The sequence below is a fragment of the Mediterraneibacter flintii genome (genome assembly GCF_055387595.1).
Window position 1 is genome coordinate 1,725,569 of the sequence record NZ_AP031405.1, and the last position, 15,875, is coordinate 1,741,443.

A 15,875-nucleotide genomic window follows, 5' to 3' on the forward strand; every position below is an offset into this window, starting at 1 on the left:
ATATTTTATCATAAGTAATACGTTTGTAAATAATATTTCCGATATATATATAAGGAAATAAGGAGGGAAGTATGGGAGAGAAAAGTACGGACGAGCTGCTTAAAATATTGAAAAGTAAAAAGAGCTATGCTGAATATTTGAGAGAAGAACCTGTGTTTTATACAGGTAGTTTGGAAGAAGAGCTGGAAAAGCTGGCAGAAAAAAAGGGGCTGACAAAAGCAGAAGTAATTGAACGTTCAGGATTGGACAGAACATATGCCTATCAGATTTTTTCAGGCAGGCGCAAACCGGCGCGGGATAAACTTCTTGCCCTGGGATTCGGTATGGGACTTGCGCTGGAAGAAATGCAGAAGCTTTTGAAAGTTTCAGAATATCCGGTTTTGTATGCAAAAAATAAGCGGGACAGTATCCTGCTGTTCTGCTTGGACAAAGGAGTGTCTCTGATTGAAACAAATGAGCTTCTCTATGAAATGGGAGAAAATGTGATAGAATAAGAGAAAACGGGAAAATATCATTTTACAGAATTGGAAAAGTATAGTATAATTCTTACGGCGGTTTTGTTATTGAGAGAGCCGGTAAAGATGAAAAAGCGAAATACGCAGGAGGGTTTAAAATGGTAAAAGCAGTAGTTGGCGCAAACTGGGGCGATGAAGGAAAAGGAAAAATCACAGATATGCTTGGCAAGGAAGCAGATATCATTGTCCGGTTTCAGGGCGGGGCAAATGCAGGCCATACCATCGTAAACGATTATGGAAAATTTGCACTGCATACGCTGCCTTCAGGAGTGTTCTACAGCCATACAACCAGTATCATCGGTAATGGAGTGGCACTGGATGTTCCGGTATTATTTAAGGAAATACAGACGATTACAGAGCAGGGAGTGCCCAGACCGAAAATCCTTGTGTCTGACAGAGCCCAGATGGTAATGTCCTACCACAAAAATCTGGATGCCTATGAAGAGGAAAGACTGGCAGGAAAATCATTTGGTTCTACAAAGTCAGGAATTGCGCCATTTTATTCTGACAAATATGCAAAAATTGGTTTTCAGGTCAGCGAGCTGTTTGATGATGAACTGTTAAAGGAAAAGGTTGTACGTGTGGCAGAACAGAAAAATATCCTGCTGGAGCACTTGTACCATAAACCCGCAATCCATCCTGATGATTTATATGAGGAGCTCATGGGCTACAAAGAAATGGTGGCGCCGTATGTGTGTGATGTTTCTTTGTTTCTTAATAAAGCGCTGAAAGAAGGCAAGAGTATTCTTCTGGAAGGACAGCTTGGTTCCTTAAAGGATCCAGATCATGGAATCTATCCGATGGTAACTTCCTCCTCCACACTGGCGGCATACGGGGCAATCGGCGCGGGGATTCCTCCTTATGAAATCAAGCAGATCATCACTGTGTGTAAGGCGTACTCAAGCGCGGTGGGTGCAGGAGCGTTTGTCAGTGAAATCTTTGGAGAAGAAGCAGAGGAATTAAGAAGAAGAGGCGGAGACGGAGGAGAATACGGTGCTACGACCGGCCGTCCGAGGAGAGTGGGCTGGTTTGACTGTGTGGCATCCAAGTATGGATGCAGGATGCAGGGCACAACAGATGTAGCCTTTACTGTTTTAGACGTTCTGGGATATTTAGATGAGATTCCGGTTTGTGTAGGATACGAGGTGAACGGAGAGGTGATTACAGATTTTCCTGTCACACATCTTCTCGAGAAGGCAAAACCAGTATGGAAAAAGCTGCCGGGCTGGAAAGCAGATATCCGCGGTATTAAAAAATATGAAGAACTTCCGGAAAACTGCAGGAAGTACATTGAATTTGTAGAAGAGCAAATTGGATATCCGATTACAATGATTAGTAACGGGCCGGGAAGAAACGACATTATCTATAGAAAGAAATAGAAAAAAAGTGCTGTGTCTTAAAAGATGCGGCACTTTTTTTATATAATAGGAAATTTTGATAAATTTCCTATTATATAAAAAGCCCTCCGGGCGGGATGCGCACGCCGCAATAAGGAAATTTTACCGCTTTGCGGCATTGCGGCGGCACGCAAAGTGGACAATCCCCTCAAGAGTGAGAGAGGGCACTGAAAAACATAAGTTTTTCAAATTTTATTCTTAAGGACATAAGAAATCCACCAGTCTCAAATTGAGTTCTTGTGGATCTTCTGAAGTCTATATTGATTGAATGATATGCTGAATCTGATTATTTTTCGTCCATTAACTTTATAATCCTTTTCAGGTTTACTGCAAATATAGTCATTGCTCCCTGCATTTCCATGCCAATAAGACCTGACGATGACGCAACGTCATAACCATGTCTACGCTTTAATTCACTATTCTTGGCTTCTATTTTATATCGTTCTTTTGCCTTGCTTTTAAAATATTCCGTTTCCTGAAATTGTGCCTGTTCACTATGGCTGTCGCAGATAAGGGTTTCCGTATATTGTTTCGACTTTGCACCCTCTTTATAACAGCCATCCCTATACGAACATCTTTTACATTTCTCAACATCGAAAAAGTATACGACTTTTGGATTTTTACCTTCTGCCTTCCTGCTGTCTTTTGCCTTTCGTATTGCTAGATGCCCTGCTTTACATTGGTACATACCTGCATCTTTATTAAACTCAAATTCATCTGGCTTTGTACGGTTCCCTTGGGTAACAATACTGTTTAACCGGGATATAAGTTCATAATCGCCCTCTTTAGCTGCATCTATATTTTCCTTGCTTGAATACGCTTTGTCTCCAATTACGGTTTTAATTTTCATCCCCGCTTCCCGGCTTTTCCGAACCAACTCCGGTAATTCTTTTCCGTCTGTTTTTTCTCCGCTGGTAACAGTTGCTGCTGTAATGAGCCGTTCTTCTGTCATGGCGATATGGGTCTTATATCCAAAGAAAGATGTATCGACTGTTTTATGACCGATTTTTGCATCTCCATCCTTTGATGTTTCCAGATGTTCCATATCATCACTGACGGATTCTTCCAACAGATTTAATTTTTCCTGCACTTTCGGATAACTGCATAATTCTTCATTTCTCTTGATAACTGAGATAAGCTGTTTACAGTATTCTAATTCTTTTTCTAAAGAATCTTCGGTGTTTTTACTGGGGAATTTATCTTTCATTGTCTCATCTATTTCATAGATGGTACGCCGCAGTTTCTTAGATTGATCCTGAAGTGCCTGTCTCGGTGTTTTTTGGTTATACCTTGATTTTGTATGAGTGGCATCCACAATAATGGATTTTGATTTTATGATTCCTTTATCCAGTGCAATCTGAACTGTTTTAGCAATCAGCATATCCAGGAGGTCCATATCTTTTAAGCGCAGCCTGCGGAATTTAGTCAATGAACTAGGGTTTATGACCTCATCTTCTGGTGCCATATCAAGAAAGTATTTAAAAGACATATCATATTTAGAACGTTCTACAACATCAACATCAGATAAATCATAAATAGATTTTAAAAGAAGGTACTTAAACATCCGGATAGGTGAAACCGCATTCCGACCATTATCAAGACAATACTTATCAATTAATTCATCATATATAAAACCAAAATCAACTAATTCTTTTATCTGTCGAAGTAGATTATCTTTAGGAACTACTAATTCATATATTTGCATGTAAGGACTTAATACAAATCTCTGTTGTTGTTCAACCATAATAAACACCGCCTATATTTGATATTTACATTATATCAAACATAAACGGTGCCATCTACTTTTTCAGTGCCCTCAATTGAGGGGCAGGGGAGTTGAAGTGGGCTTGCCACTTTGCTCTTTCTTTCTATAAAATGAAAATAAGAATTTCTTAAGAATCCGATAATTAAAACTTTAGAGATTTTCCATAAGGAGTACACAATTGACAGATAGAATAGAACTATGCTAGAACAAAAAAATTAGCATATTTAAAAGCAGGGGATAATATAATATAAAGCTGGGGTTTAAATTAAAAAGGAGGTATTTTTATGCGTCAGAACAACATGGGAAGAAACCAGGAGATAATATCGCTGGAAGAATACCTGCAAAAGAGACAAGCGATAAGAGAAAAGGAAACACAAAAAAATATACATAAGAAAAAAAGAGCAGGAGAAAACACAACCGCCCTGGAGCTGGCAGAACTACTGTATGTCTGATTGGGAGTCAACATGTTTGGAAGACTTTTCATTTCGTCTGTCAGCCAGACGGTAAACGAGAATACAGGCATACAGTAATACAGGAAGTAAAATTGTCAGCGCAATAGAGGCTGTCAGTAATTTGAGAGAGAGCTCTGTGTTGATAAACGCAAAGACTAAGGTACTGCCGTACATACAGACAAGCAGTACTGCCGAAATAAGGGCGAGAATACGTTTTGATTTTTTCATAGGGAATCCTTTCTTTATTTGCATGAAGTATAAATGTGCCGGTATCCGTAAGAGGAAGAAGTGTCCTTTTTGGAAAGAACCTTCTTATTATACGGCTCTACAGAATGATTATATACCAAAATAGTAGTTTACGGCAAAGAAAATTTGGTATATAATAAGTTCGCAGCTGAATTTATAGATAAAGGAGCAATATACAATGAGTGAGAAGAGTTTATTAGAACAGTGGAGAGCGACTGCCTATAACAGAGAGTTGTCCAAAGACCAGCTGGAAAGATTCTGGGGGAACTACTTTCAGATAGAAAAAGAAATTTATGAAAAGCTGCTGGCAGATCCAGATGTAGAAGTGAAAGGTTCCGTAAAGGAGCTGGCCGAAAAATATGGACAGAGTGTTATGACTATGGTGGGCTTCTTAGATGGAATCAACGATAGCTTAAAGAAAGAAAATCCGATCGAGACAATGACAGAAGATACAGTTGTAAGTCTTGGATTTGACAAAGAGAAGCTATATAAAAACATGGTGGATGCAAAGGCTGACTGGCTGTATGAGCTTCCGCAATGGGAAAATATTTTTGATGAGGACACAAGAAAGCGTCTTTACCGTGAGCAGAAGCAGTCGGGGACAATCCGCAAGGAGAAGAAAATCGGAAGAAATGACCCCTGTCCATGTGGAAGCGGCAAAAAATATAAAAAGTGCTGCGGAAGAAATGTATAAATGAGAATGTACTTTTTATTTGCAGGTATTTTTGGAATTGCTTATTATCTGATACTTGCAGTTTATTCAAAGAAATGGAATTCTACGTTTGTAGGGTTTTGGTTGGTGACAGGCGGTGCACATTTTATCTTATGGTGTGCGCCGCTTTCTTCTAATATTAAAAAAGGAATATTTGTCATATGTCTTTGTGGATGGGCGCTCTTCTTGCTTGTGGAGGCATGTATTTTTCGGACAATGAAAAGTTCTTGTACAGTACGGGTAGATTATCTGATTGTACTTGGGGCACAGGTGCGGGGACGAAAAATTACGAACTCTCTTTTACGCAGACTGAATACTGCTTTGTCGTATCTTCGTGTCCATACGGACACAATGGTGATTGTGTCTGGAGGGCAAGGGCCAGGAGAAGAGATAACAGAAGCCCAGGCAATGGCAGAATACCTGTATGAGTGCGGAATCGCAAAAGAACGGATATTGAAAGAAGAAAAATCGACTACCACAAGAGAAAATCTGCGGTACAGCAGACAGCTTATAAAGTCTTCCAAAGATACAGTTTGTATTGTGACAAATGATTTTCATTTATATCGGGCGCTCGCAATAGGCAGGCAGGAGGGATTCCAGAATCTGGCTGGGATTGCAGCAGATTCCAATCCGATATTTCAGCTAAACTATCTGGTAAGAGAATTTTTTGCTGTTCTGGCCCTCTGGTGTTTTGGCAAAATCCGGTTGACAAAAGGGCGCAGAATGTTATAATGAGGCTATGTAAAAAGTGACAATGCGTGGATGAGAAGAGTAGGATGTGAAAAAGGACACAGAGAAGGAGGTCAAAGGCTGGAAGCTTCCTGTCTGGAACCATCTGAAAACTACCTCGGAGTGGCTGCAAAACAGTCCGGTGATACCGTTATCATCAGAAATAGAGTGGTTCTGGCTTTTGCCGGTTCAATCAGGGTGGAACCGCGGGAATATCCCGTCCCTTTCTGCATTTTGTAGAAAGGGACGTTTTTTTGCGCGAAAGCACAGAGCCGTGCACTTCTGTATAGCGGCAGACAGAACAGGTATGTTCTGATCTGACGGTATACAGAAGTATAGGGCGAGAGTACGCGACCGAAACCCCGAAGGGGTTGAGGTGCGGGCACGGCGAAAGCCCGAAAGGGTCGAGGTGCGGGCATGTCGGAAACCCGAAGGGGCTGAGGTGCGGGCACGGCGGAAGCCCGGAGAGGTTGAGGTGTAGGCATGGCGAAAGCCTGAAGGGGTGAGGTGGAGCACGACGGAAGGGAAAGGAGTATCTGTATGAAAAATATATATGACTGTTATACACTGCGCAACGGATTAAAAATTCCCTGCATGGCGTATGGGACTTACAAAGCAGCGGAAGGAAAGAGCGCAGATATTATCGGAGACGCGATAAAAGCCGGATACCGGTATTTTGATACCGCTTCTTTTTATGGAACGGAGGAATATCTTGCAGAGGCGATTTTGAAGAGTCAAATTCCGAGGAAGGAATTTTTTATAGCAACGAAGCTGTGGAAAGATGAAATGGGATACGAGAATGCGAAGACAGCATGCAAGAAAAGCCTGGAAAGACTGAAGACTGACTATATAGATATGTACCTGATTCATTGGCCGCTTCCTGAACCGGGATACAAAGAATGGAGGCAGTTAGATCAGGAGACATGGAAAGCATTAGAAGAGCTGTATGAGGAAGGTCTGGTAAAATCCATTGGATTGAGCAACTTCCTTCCACACCATATTGAAAATATATTAAAGGTATGCCGCATTGCGCCGATGGCGGATCAGCTGGAGTTCCATCCGGGATACAGTCAGGAAGCAGCAGTGCGCTACTGTCAGGAGAAGGGGATTCTGGTACAGGCATGGAGTCCGATAGGAAGGACTAGAGTGCTTGAGGCCCCTCTTATTCAGGAGCTTGCCGGAAAATATCAGAAATCGGCAGCGCAGATATGCCTGCGTTACGCAGTACAAAGAGGTGTAGTGCCATTGCCGAAGACTTCTTCCTTAGAACGGATGAAACAGAACCAGGATGTGTTCTCATTTGAATTAAGTACAGAAGATATGTATCGGTTGGAGACAATGCCGCAGTGCGGCTGGTCAGGAGAACATCCGGACTGCAAAAGAGTGCCTGCACAGCAGGCAGAATAAAAAAGGGCAGACACCAAGTCTGTGTCGGTGCGAAACAGCAGACAAGCACCATATAAAAATAAAAACAATAGGATAGAAAGGATGAATAAACAGATGAAAATTACATTAAAAGATGGTTCCTGTATGGAATATGCAGAAGGAAAATCAGTGATTGAGATCGCCGCTGACATCAGCGAAGGACTTTCAAGAGTGGCAACGGCAGGAGAGGTAAACGGAGAAATTGTAGATTTGCGCACAGTCCTTGAAAAAGACTGTGAGCTGAATATTCTCACCTTCAAGGATGAGAGAGGAAAAGGAGCATTTCGCCATACTGCTTCCCATATTATGGCACAGGCAGTCAAGAGACTGTATCCAGATACAAAGCTGGCGATCGGCCCTTCTATTGCAGATGGCTTCTATTATGATGTGGACAGAGACACGCCGTTTACGGCAGAAGACCTGGAAAAAATTGAAGCAGAAATGAAAAAGATCGTAAAAGAAAATCTTCCGATAGAGCAGTACACGATGCCGCGAGAGGAGGCGCTCGCATATTTTAAAGAAAAGAACGAACCCTATAAAGTGGAGTTGATTGAAGATCTTCCTGAGGGAGAGGTTATCAGTTTCTATTCTCAGGGGGAGTTTACGGATCTCTGCGCGGGGCCGCACCTGATGTCTACGAAACCGGTAAAAGCATTTAAACTGACGTCTCTCGCAGGCGCATACTGGAGAGGCAGTGAAAAAAATAAAATGCTGCAGAGAATTTACGGAACCGCATTTCCTAAGAAGGCCGAATTAGAAGAATACCTGCATATGCTGGAAGAGGCAAAAAAGAGAGATCACAGAAAATTAGGAAAAGAATTAGGGCTGTTTATGATGCGCGAAGAGGGCCCGGGCTTCCCGTTCTTCCTGCCAAAGGGGATGGATTTAAAAAACACGCTGCTGGATTACTGGAGAGAAATTCACAGAAGGAACGGATATGTGGAAATCTCTACTCCGGTGATATTAAGCCGTCATCTCTGGGAGACATCCGGACACTGGGATCACTATAAAGACAATATGTACACGACAGTAATAGACGAGGAAGATTTCGCGATAAAGCCGATGAACTGTCCGGGAGGAATCCTTGTCTATGAGTCAGAGCCACGTTCTTACAGAGATTTGCCGCTGCGTATGGGCGAATTGGGACTGGTGCACCGCCATGAGAAATCAGGACAGCTCCACGGACTGATGAGAGTGCGCTGCTTTACACAGGATGATGCGCATATTTTTATGACTCCGGAGCAGATCCGCGGAGAAATTAAGAATGTGGCGAAGATGATAGATGAAGTATACAGCCTGTTCGGATTTAAATATCATGTAGAGCTCTCCACCCGTCCGGAAGACAGCATGGGAAGTGACGCTGACTGGGAGATGGCAACCGATGCCCTTAGAGGTGCGCTGGATGATCTGGGGCTTCCTTATGTAGTAAATGAAGGAGACGGTGCATTTTATGGCCCGAAGATTGATTTCCATCTGGAAGACTCCATTGGAAGAACATGGCAGTGTGGAACTATTCAGCTGGATTTCCAGCTTCCGCTTAGATTTGAACTGGAATATACAGGCGATGACGGAGAGAAGCACAGGCCGATTATGATCCACAGAGTGGTATTTGGTTCTATCGAACGGTTTATTGGAATTTTGATCGAGCATTTTGCAGGGGCGTTTCCGACATGGCTTGCTCCTGTACAGGTGAAAGTGCTTCCGATTTCCGATAAATATATGGAGTATGGAAAGGCTGTGTTAAAAGAATTGGAAGATGTCGGAATACGGGCAGAAATCGACAGTCGTGCAGAAAAGATCGGGTATAAAATCAGAGAGGCACAGATGCAGAAAATTCCATATATGCTGGTAGTAGGAGCCAAGGAAGAAGAGGAAGGGGTTGTCTCTGTAAGGAGTCGTTTCGAAGGAGACGAAGGACAAAAAAGTATGGCAGAATTTATCAGCGATTTGAAAAAAGAAATTATGGAAAAAGCAGTGCGTGAAGTGAAAAAGCAGGAACCGAATAAATAAAAAAATGCGGGGCATAATGATACTGAATCTGTAAAAAAGGAGGGTATCATTATGCCAGAATTAAAATGTACCGTGCAGACATGTGTGCACAATAATCAATTTTTGTGTGAGCTGGACAGGATACAGGTTGGAGGAAGCAGTGCAAAAACTGCACAGGAAACCTGCTGTGACAGCTTCCAGGAGAGAAAAGAAGGATATACAAACAGCTATGCAAACAGTATGACGGCGGCGTCAGATTGTGCCTGTGTAGACTGCCAGGCGACAGATTGTAAGTACAATGAAAACTGTCAGTGCAATGCAGGGAAGATCAGTGTAGAAGGAAGCAATGCCTGTCATTGTGACGGAACAGAATGTGCGACATTTTCATGCCGCGGTTAAAAAAGAAGGCGTTTCCCAAAGCGGGAGATGCCTTTTTCTATGTTGTACCTTTTTCTATGCTGTTGACGCAGACTTATGTAAGGCGTTATAATAAAACGTACAAAAATGAAAGGTGGACAATGAATGAAAGAAGAAACACAGCAGGATGTTCAAAAAAGAGAACCTCCTAAAAGTGGATATTACATAAAACAGCCAGTGCTGAAAAATAAAGGAGCCTCTAAGCTGAGACAGCAATTTGGAAAGGGAATGACAATTTTTATTGTAATTGCAGCGTGTATCCTTTTTTATTTTGCACTGCTGCGCCTTACGATTATTTCTGATATTCTTGCGAAAATTATCCATGTACTAAAGCCAATCATTTATGGGATGGCGATAGCATATCTATTGAATCCTATTGTAAAATTCGTAGACAGACATCTGTTGCCTGTAATAAAAAAGAAATTTCCCAAATTAAAGAAAAAAGAACAGCTGACAAGGGGAATGGGGATTATGGCAGGGCTGCTGGTGTTGATAGCCGTTGTAGTGGCGCTGTTTAATATGATGATTCCAGAATTATACCGGAGTATAAGAGACATGGTGATTACAGTGCCGAGCCAGATGAATCATTTTTTGGAATCATTTTCTAAAATGAACGCAGAGAATTCTGCTATCGGTAAATTTGCGGCGGGAGTTTTGTCAGAGGCGGCAAAATTTTTACAGAATTGGATGCGCACGGATCTTCTGGAACAGGTAAATGTGGTGATGTCCGGTCTGACAGTCGGAGTGATCAACATTATCAGCGAGCTGCTTAACATTGTCATTGGAATGATTGTCTCTGTGTACGTGCTCTTTAGCAAGGAGAAATTCTCCAGGCAATGTAAAAAGATTGTGTATGCAGTATTTAAATCCTCTAATGCGAATATGATTCTTCACCTTACGATAAAAAGTAATGAAATTTTCGGTGGATTTATAATTGGAAAAATCATAGATTCTGCTATCATAGGAGTGCTCTGCTTTATCGGGCTTTCTCTTTTGGATATGCCATATACAATGCTGGTCAGTGTTATTGTCGGAGTGACCAATGTGATTCCTTTTTTCGGGCCCTATATCGGCGCGATTCCGAGTGCAATTTTGATTTTGTTATCAGATCCAAGGATGGGAATTTATTTTATTATTTTTGTATTATGTCTGCAGCAGTTAGACGGAAATATTATCGGTCCAAAGATTCTGGGGGACTCAACAGGTCTGTCAGCATTTTGGGTAGTATTTTCCATTCTGCTTGGGGGCGGTCTGTTTGGATTTCTCGGAATGATTCTGGGGGTTCCTACATTTGCCGTAATTTACTATATTGTGAATATGATTGTGAACAATCGGCTGGAGCGTAAAAAACTGCCGACAAATACAGACTGTTATGACAAATTCAGTTATGTGGATTCGGATGGAACATATGTACATTCCGATGAAAATGAGATGAACAACATAGAAAGAGGAGAGAAAAAGCATGCCGATTCGAGTACAAAATGATTTGCCGGTAAAGGAAATATTAGAACAAGAAAACATATTTGTGATGGATGAATATCGGGCGGCGCACCAGGACATTCGGCCGATCAGTATAGGGCTTCTGAATCTTATGCCGCTGAAGGAGGATACAGAGCTGCAGATTCTGCGTTCCCTTTCTAATACGCCGCTGCAGGTAGATGTAACCTTCGTGCGGGTATCCAGCCATGTGTCAAAAAATACATCTACAAGCCATATTTATAAATTTTATGAATCATTTAAGGAGGTCAGAAAACGAAAATTTGACGGCTTTATTATTACCGGCGCTCCGGTAGAGCTGCTGCCGTTTGAGGAGGTAGACTACTGGGAGGAATTAAAAGAGATTATGGACTGGACAACGACCAATGTGACTTCCACCCTGCATTTGTGCTGGGGAGCACAGGCAGGAGTATACTACCATTATGGGATTGACAAAGTAAAGCTGCCCAGGAAGAAGTTTGGAGTATTCAAGCATCACGTGAGAAACAGAAAAATTCCGCTTGTCAGAGGGTTTGATGATGTGTTTTACGCGCCCCATTCCAGACATACAACAGTTCCGGAAGAATTGCTTCAGAAAGATGAACGGATTACGATCCTGGCGGATTCCGAGGAAGCAGGCGTATTTCTATGTATGGCGGAAGATGGAAGAAAGATTTTTGTCATGGGGCATCCTGAGTATGACCGGATGACACTGGATGGAGAGTATAAAAGAGATCGGGCAAAGGGAATGGATATCCAGATTCCTGCCAATTATTATCCGGACGGGAATCCGGATAATAAGCCTTTGCTTACGTGGAGGGCATGCGCAAACAATCTTTATACAAATTGGTTAAATTACTATGTTTATCAGGTAACTCCGTATGACTTGTACGGAACGCCGTTTTAAGCATCCATTTATAATAGAAAAGGTCAAGGTATGGGAGTAATGAACGAAAAAACAGGATTGATACACATTTATTTTGGAAATGGGAAAGGCAAGACAACCGCAGGTATGGGGCTGTGTGCCAGGGCAGCAGGTTATGGATATAAGGTTTTGATTTATCAATTTATGAAAGATAATACGACAAGCGAAAGAAATATTTTAAAATGTTCGGAAAATATCACGATTTTGGATGGACTTGAACAGGAAAAATTTAGTTCTAGCCTTACGGAGGAGGAACGTCGCGAACGGCGTATATTTTATACCCGTCAGTTTCAAGAGGCAGTACAGCAGGCAGAACGAGGATATGATGTATTGTTTCTGGATGAAGTTATCTATACAATACAAGCAGGCTTATTGGATGAAGAAATAGTAACGGATTATTTGGAAAAGAAGCCGGAGCACCTTGAGGTTATACTGACAGGAAATTCTCCGAGCAGCAAATTGATAGAAGCAGCAGATTACGTATCGGAAATCAAAAAGATAAAACATCCTTTTGACAGCGGGCAGGGCGCAAGAAAAGGAATTGAGTTGTAGAAAAGCATCTCCTCAGGTTATGGCTGAGGGGATGCTTTTCTGTTATATGCTGTTATTTTACAGGGCTGTTATAAACGGTTTCATTCAGCATATTTTCGGATTTGGCAACATAGATACATGTACATGAATCGCCGACTACGTTCAAAGAAGTACACAACATTTCAATCGGTCTGTTGATAGCCAGTATCAGACTATATGCAAGCAGCGCGCTGTCTGTTGTGAAACCAAATCCAGACAGGATAGTAAAAAGGATGACAGCGCCGGCTCCCGGGGCCGCCGGTGTACCAGCCGCACATAGAGTAGCCATGACGGCAATCATGATCAGCATGGGGATTGTTACTTGCTGTCCAGAACATCCAGCAATAAACAGTGTGGCAATTACCTGCATAATTGCGGTGCCATTCATATTAATCGTCATTCCAAGAGGAAGGACAAAAGAGGCTACTTTTTCGTCCACACCTAATTCCTGAGAGGTAGTCTCAAGATTCAAAGGGAGCGCTGCGGCACTGGAAGAAGTAGAAAAACCAAACATTGCGACTTTGGAAATCTTTTTTACAAAAGGAACCGGATTTAATTTGGTTCCAAACCGGATGATCAGGGCATATCCGATAAAGAGATAGATTAGAAGCAGGAGGATAGTTGTTATTACGTAGACAAGCGCAGGACGCAGATAGTCGATGCCATATGTAGCGAATGTTCTTGACAGAAGTACAAAAATGGCAACAGGGCCAACTTTTGTTACTACAAAATTTAAGAAAATAACAACCACGTCATTTATTTCCTGGAATAGTTTTTTTAAAGTACGAGTTTTTTCCTCTCCGAGTACATTCATACACAGACCGACCACGACAGCAAGAAATACAATGGCAAGGACAGCGGTATTGTCGCTGAATACCGCGGCAATATTAGAAGGAACCGCATTTAAAATAACGAGCAGTGGATTAGAGGCTGTAGAACCTTCAGAGGCAGAAAGTCCAGTAATATTTGCGTCAAAAAAGCCATTATAGTACAGGAACATTCCAACTATGCCCGCCAGGAGCAGTGCAAAAAAGTAACATAAAAGAAACCAGGCAATCGTCTTAAAAGAGATACGACCCAGTGTACGTGTGTCGGAGATTGTACCGATGGCGAGAGCGATCGAAGTAAAGACCATAGGGATGATAACAAGCTGCAGGGCGCGGATAAACATCTGTCCGATAATATAAAAAAGACCGATAGCACTGGATGCTCCTTCGGCAGAGATATCCTGGAATAAGAGAGAGTTGATTGTGTTCCAGATATCTTCATTGCCGGAGGCATTTAATGTCTCCCTTAGCCACATGAAGAAAAAGCCGACGATAATGCCAAGAACAAGAGCTATGACCATTCTTCGTGCCAGAGAATGTGCAGATTTTTGTTTTTTCATTGTTGAATCCTCCTTGTGAAATGTTACGTTTCTGCAGAAACTCAAAAAGCGGCGTAATAAGCGTGCCTTGACTATGTATGCTTATTACGCCGCTACTTTATACTGTTATATTAACGAATGAGATCTATCCTTACAATTACCAGACGGACAAAAAAGCGACAGGAATTTTGTCTTTTTTAACAAAGATTTTATATGCTATTTATATTATGTTTAGGATATGTAAAAACATAAGAAAAGTAATTGACAAAACAAAAATGATGATGTAATATAATATTTTCTTGTTAAAAAGAAAGAAAATTAAATGCAAAAAGTGTAATAGTCTGGTAATTTGGAGGTAATGAGATGTATAGCAGCATGGAGACGATCGGATTTTCAACTTACTTTAATGATGTGGTGAATTATTTTTACGAAGATGAAAGACTCGTAGTTCAGTTTGGACAAAAGCTGGGATTTGATGTGAGACAGGATATGTTTTTAGGGGTGGTGTTCCTTTACCCTTCTACAGAGCAGGGAACATTTGAGGAAAAAGAAAGACTAAAGAAGCATTTGGACCAGATGTGTGCGCTGCCATCCATCAACAAGAAAGTCGGCTCGAATCAGATGTTTTATGTAGATAACGGAGTGGCGACTTTTTTAGTAGGACATACAAAAGACGAACTGGCAGAAATTCTTCCGGAATTTAAAAAGGAAGCGGTGGAGCGTTTGGAGACGCTTGGAGGGAATAAAAAGGTCCGCGTAGGGATTGGACTGCCGGAAAAAGGGATTGCCGGAATCAAGCGCACATATACATACGCTATGAAGGCGGCAAAAGCAGGCGAGATTTTCAAAAAAGAGAGAGTTATCTTAGATTATATGGGAATGGAGATTTATAGTTCTATTAATGCAATGGTAACAAATTATGGCAAGCAGATTACAGATATCGTATTTAGCCAGCTCGGGAAAATGGAGATCAATGTGCTTGCCAAATATTATAAATGTAAAGAAGATATAGATATGACAGCGAAAGTGCTGGATATTCCGTCTGACTTAGTGAGAGAATACCTGGCGAATGTAAAAAAGTCAACCGGACTGGACGTACATGACACTGAGGACAGCTTTAAACTTCATCTGCTGATGATTGCAAAGAAGGTGCTGGATACAAATAAAAAGATAGATAAGATGAAAGCGATAAAACAGTATGAATATATTCTGTTGGATATAGATGATACACTTTTGGATTTTCAGGCAAATGAAAAAGAGTCTTTTGTACGTGTATTAAATGAGTATGGATATAAAAACCCGCTTTCCTATCTTCCTGTATATAAAAAAGTGAATGATAAGTTATGGGAAGACTATGAGCAGGGAAAGATAGAAAAAACAGAGGTTCTGAACACAAGATTTTCAAAGACTATGCGGGAATTTGGCATAGAGATAGATGGAAGTGAGTGGGAGGCAAAATATCGTTCCTACTTAAACGAAGGAGCACAGATGATAGAAGACGCGGAAGAAGTCTGCCAATGGCTGAAAGGAAAATACCGTTTGTTTATCATCAGTAATGGGGTAGCTGTAACACAGAAAAGACGGTTGAAAGCTTCCGGGCTTGAAAAATATTTTGAACAGGTCTTTATTTCGGAGGAGGTAGGGGCACAAAAACCTTCTGAAGAATTTTTTTCATATGTAGAGAAACATATTCCGGGCTTTGACAAGAGGAAGGCGCTGATTGTAGGAGATTCTTACAACTCTGATATAAAAGGAGGTCTTCGGTATGGCATTGATACATGCTGGTTTATAAGAGAGGATGGAAAAGAACTGGAACAACAAGAGAAAAGTACATACAGAATCAGCAGATTAAAACAGTTAAAAGATATACTGGATTAAGTACAGGGGTTGA

16 protein-coding genes are annotated in these 15,875 nt (G+C 41.4%); 13 read left to right on the forward strand and 3 right to left on the reverse strand.

The window, feature by feature from the left end; all coding sequences use genetic code 11:
- Positions 1-71: 71 nt before the first annotated feature.
- Together ACZ5C4_RS08120 and ACZ5C4_RS08125 are read left to right on the forward strand one after the other, a co-directional pair.
- A complete protein-coding gene (locus ACZ5C4_RS08120; RefSeq protein ID WP_464520562.1) occupies positions 72-494 on the forward strand; it encodes a helix-turn-helix domain-containing protein in 423 nt (140 codons plus the stop codon).
- 119 nt (positions 495-613) lie between these two features.
- Complete coding sequence (locus ACZ5C4_RS08125; RefSeq protein ID WP_464520563.1) at positions 614-1,894, forward strand: adenylosuccinate synthase; 1,281 nt, start codon at positions 614-616, stop codon at positions 1,892-1,894.
- A 304-nt stretch (positions 1,895-2,198) separates the two neighbouring features.
- Here the strand turns inward: ACZ5C4_RS08125 and ACZ5C4_RS08130 are convergent, their stop codons facing one another.
- Positions 2,199-3,656 carry an IS1182 family transposase gene (locus ACZ5C4_RS08130; RefSeq protein ID WP_464520564.1) on the reverse strand — a complete coding sequence of 486 codons (1,458 nt, stop codon included), beginning with the start codon at positions 3,654-3,656 and terminating at the stop codon, positions 2,199-2,201.
- Between the two features lie 305 nt (positions 3,657-3,961).
- Between ACZ5C4_RS08130 and ACZ5C4_RS08135 the strand changes: the two genes are divergently transcribed.
- Positions 3,962-4,129, forward strand: a complete 168-nt coding sequence (locus tag ACZ5C4_RS08135; protein WP_464520565.1) for a hypothetical protein — start codon at positions 3,962-3,964, stop codon at positions 4,127-4,129.
- On the opposite strand, the gene ACZ5C4_RS08140 is transcribed toward ACZ5C4_RS08135, so the two are convergent.
- Positions 4,115-4,357 (reverse strand): hypothetical protein, encoded by a 243-nt coding sequence (locus ACZ5C4_RS08140; RefSeq protein WP_464520566.1) that lies wholly within the window; start codon positions 4,355-4,357, stop codon positions 4,115-4,117. The genes ACZ5C4_RS08135 and ACZ5C4_RS08140 overlap by 15 nt on opposite strands.
- A gap of 196 nt (positions 4,358-4,553) precedes the next feature.
- Between ACZ5C4_RS08140 and ACZ5C4_RS08145 the strand changes: the two genes are divergently transcribed.
- The 9 genes from ACZ5C4_RS08145 (at position 4,554) to ACZ5C4_RS08185 (ending at position 12,600) form a co-directional block, all read left to right on the forward strand.
- Positions 4,554-5,069, forward strand: coding sequence for an SEC-C metal-binding domain-containing protein (locus ACZ5C4_RS08145; protein WP_464520567.1), 516 nt, complete (start codon positions 4,554-4,556; stop codon positions 5,067-5,069).
- A complete protein-coding gene (locus ACZ5C4_RS08150; RefSeq protein WP_464520568.1) occupies positions 5,070-5,819 on the forward strand; it encodes a YdcF family protein in 750 nt (249 codons plus the stop codon).
- Positions 5,820-5,849: 30 nt separating this feature from the next.
- Positions 5,850-6,056 (forward strand): hypothetical protein, encoded by a 207-nt coding sequence (locus ACZ5C4_RS08155; protein ID WP_464520569.1) that lies wholly within the window; start codon positions 5,850-5,852, stop codon positions 6,054-6,056.
- A gap of 300 nt (positions 6,057-6,356) precedes the next feature.
- The gene (locus ACZ5C4_RS08160; RefSeq protein WP_186874898.1) at positions 6,357-7,223 is read left to right on the forward strand and encodes an aldo/keto reductase; all 867 of its coding nucleotides are present in this window, start codon (positions 6,357-6,359) and stop codon (positions 7,221-7,223) included.
- 93 nt (positions 7,224-7,316) lie between these two features.
- Entirely contained in the window at positions 7,317-9,251 is a 1,935-nt protein-coding gene (gene thrS / locus ACZ5C4_RS08165; protein WP_464520570.1) for a threonine--tRNA ligase, read from the forward strand.
- A gap of 51 nt (positions 9,252-9,302) precedes the next feature.
- Positions 9,303-9,629 (forward strand): DUF1540 domain-containing protein, encoded by a 327-nt coding sequence (locus ACZ5C4_RS08170; protein WP_464520571.1) that lies wholly within the window; start codon positions 9,303-9,305, stop codon positions 9,627-9,629.
- A gap of 123 nt (positions 9,630-9,752) precedes the next feature.
- Positions 9,753-11,132: an AI-2E family transporter gene (locus ACZ5C4_RS08175; RefSeq protein WP_464520572.1), complete on the forward strand. Its 1,380-nt coding sequence runs from the start codon at positions 9,753-9,755 to the stop codon at positions 11,130-11,132.
- Positions 11,110-12,030, forward strand: a complete 921-nt coding sequence (gene metA, locus ACZ5C4_RS08180; protein WP_464520573.1) for a homoserine O-acetyltransferase MetA — start codon at positions 11,110-11,112, stop codon at positions 12,028-12,030. Before ACZ5C4_RS08175 ends, metA begins: the two co-directional genes overlap by 23 nt.
- A 30-nt stretch (positions 12,031-12,060) precedes the next feature.
- Positions 12,061-12,600 (forward strand): cob(I)yrinic acid a,c-diamide adenosyltransferase, encoded by a 540-nt coding sequence (locus ACZ5C4_RS08185; protein WP_464520574.1) that lies wholly within the window; start codon positions 12,061-12,063, stop codon positions 12,598-12,600.
- A 52-nt stretch (positions 12,601-12,652) separates the two neighbouring features.
- Here the strand turns inward: ACZ5C4_RS08185 and ACZ5C4_RS08190 are convergent, their stop codons facing one another.
- Positions 12,653-14,005 carry a dicarboxylate/amino acid:cation symporter gene (locus ACZ5C4_RS08190; protein WP_464520575.1) on the reverse strand — a complete coding sequence of 451 codons (1,353 nt, stop codon included), beginning with the start codon at positions 14,003-14,005 and terminating at the stop codon, positions 12,653-12,655.
- 342 nt (positions 14,006-14,347) lie between these two features.
- On the opposite strand from ACZ5C4_RS08190, the gene ACZ5C4_RS08195 reads away from it, so the two are divergent.
- On the forward strand, positions 14,348-15,862 hold the full coding sequence (locus tag ACZ5C4_RS08195; RefSeq protein ID WP_464520576.1) for a YjjG family noncanonical pyrimidine nucleotidase: 1,515 nt from the start codon (positions 14,348-14,350) through the stop codon (positions 15,860-15,862).
- The last annotated feature ends 13 nt before the right edge of the window (positions 15,863-15,875 follow it).

Bases quoted from the DNA above. Each gene is read 5' to 3' on its own strand.
- ACZ5C4_RS08170 (WP_464520571.1), top strand. From the start codon at position 9,303: ATGCCAGAATTAAAATGTACCGTGCAGACATGTGTGCACAATAATCAA.
- ACZ5C4_RS08120 (WP_464520562.1), top strand. From the start codon at position 72: ATGGGAGAGAAAAGTACGGACGAGCTGCTTAAAATATTGAAAAGTAAA.
- ACZ5C4_RS08195 (WP_464520576.1), top strand. From the start codon at position 14,348: ATGTATAGCAGCATGGAGACGATCGGATTTTCAACTTACTTTAATGAT.
- ACZ5C4_RS08125 (WP_464520563.1), top strand. From the start codon at position 614: ATGGTAAAAGCAGTAGTTGGCGCAAACTGGGGCGATGAAGGAAAAGGA.
- ACZ5C4_RS08160 (WP_186874898.1), top strand. From the start codon at position 6,357: ATGAAAAATATATATGACTGTTATACACTGCGCAACGGATTAAAAATT.
- thrS (WP_464520570.1), top strand. From the start codon at position 7,317: ATGAAAATTACATTAAAAGATGGTTCCTGTATGGAATATGCAGAAGGA.
- ACZ5C4_RS08150 (WP_464520568.1), top strand. From the start codon at position 5,070: ATGAGAATGTACTTTTTATTTGCAGGTATTTTTGGAATTGCTTATTAT.
- ACZ5C4_RS08155 (WP_464520569.1), top strand. From the start codon at position 5,850: ATGAGAAGAGTAGGATGTGAAAAAGGACACAGAGAAGGAGGTCAAAGG.
- ACZ5C4_RS08175 (WP_464520572.1), top strand. From the start codon at position 9,753: ATGAAAGAAGAAACACAGCAGGATGTTCAAAAAAGAGAACCTCCTAAA.
- metA (WP_464520573.1), top strand. From the start codon at position 11,110: ATGCCGATTCGAGTACAAAATGATTTGCCGGTAAAGGAAATATTAGAA.
- ACZ5C4_RS08130 (WP_464520564.1), bottom strand. From the start codon at position 3,656: ATGGTTGAACAACAACAGAGATTTGTATTAAGTCCTTACATGCAAATA.
- ACZ5C4_RS08190 (WP_464520575.1), bottom strand. From the start codon at position 14,005: ATGAAAAAACAAAAATCTGCACATTCTCTGGCACGAAGAATGGTCATA.
- ACZ5C4_RS08145 (WP_464520567.1), top strand. From the start codon at position 4,554: ATGAGTGAGAAGAGTTTATTAGAACAGTGGAGAGCGACTGCCTATAAC.
- ACZ5C4_RS08140 (WP_464520566.1), bottom strand. From the start codon at position 4,357: ATGAAAAAATCAAAACGTATTCTCGCCCTTATTTCGGCAGTACTGCTT.
- ACZ5C4_RS08185 (WP_464520574.1), top strand. From the start codon at position 12,061: ATGGGAGTAATGAACGAAAAAACAGGATTGATACACATTTATTTTGGA.
- ACZ5C4_RS08135 (WP_464520565.1), top strand. From the start codon at position 3,962: ATGCGTCAGAACAACATGGGAAGAAACCAGGAGATAATATCGCTGGAA.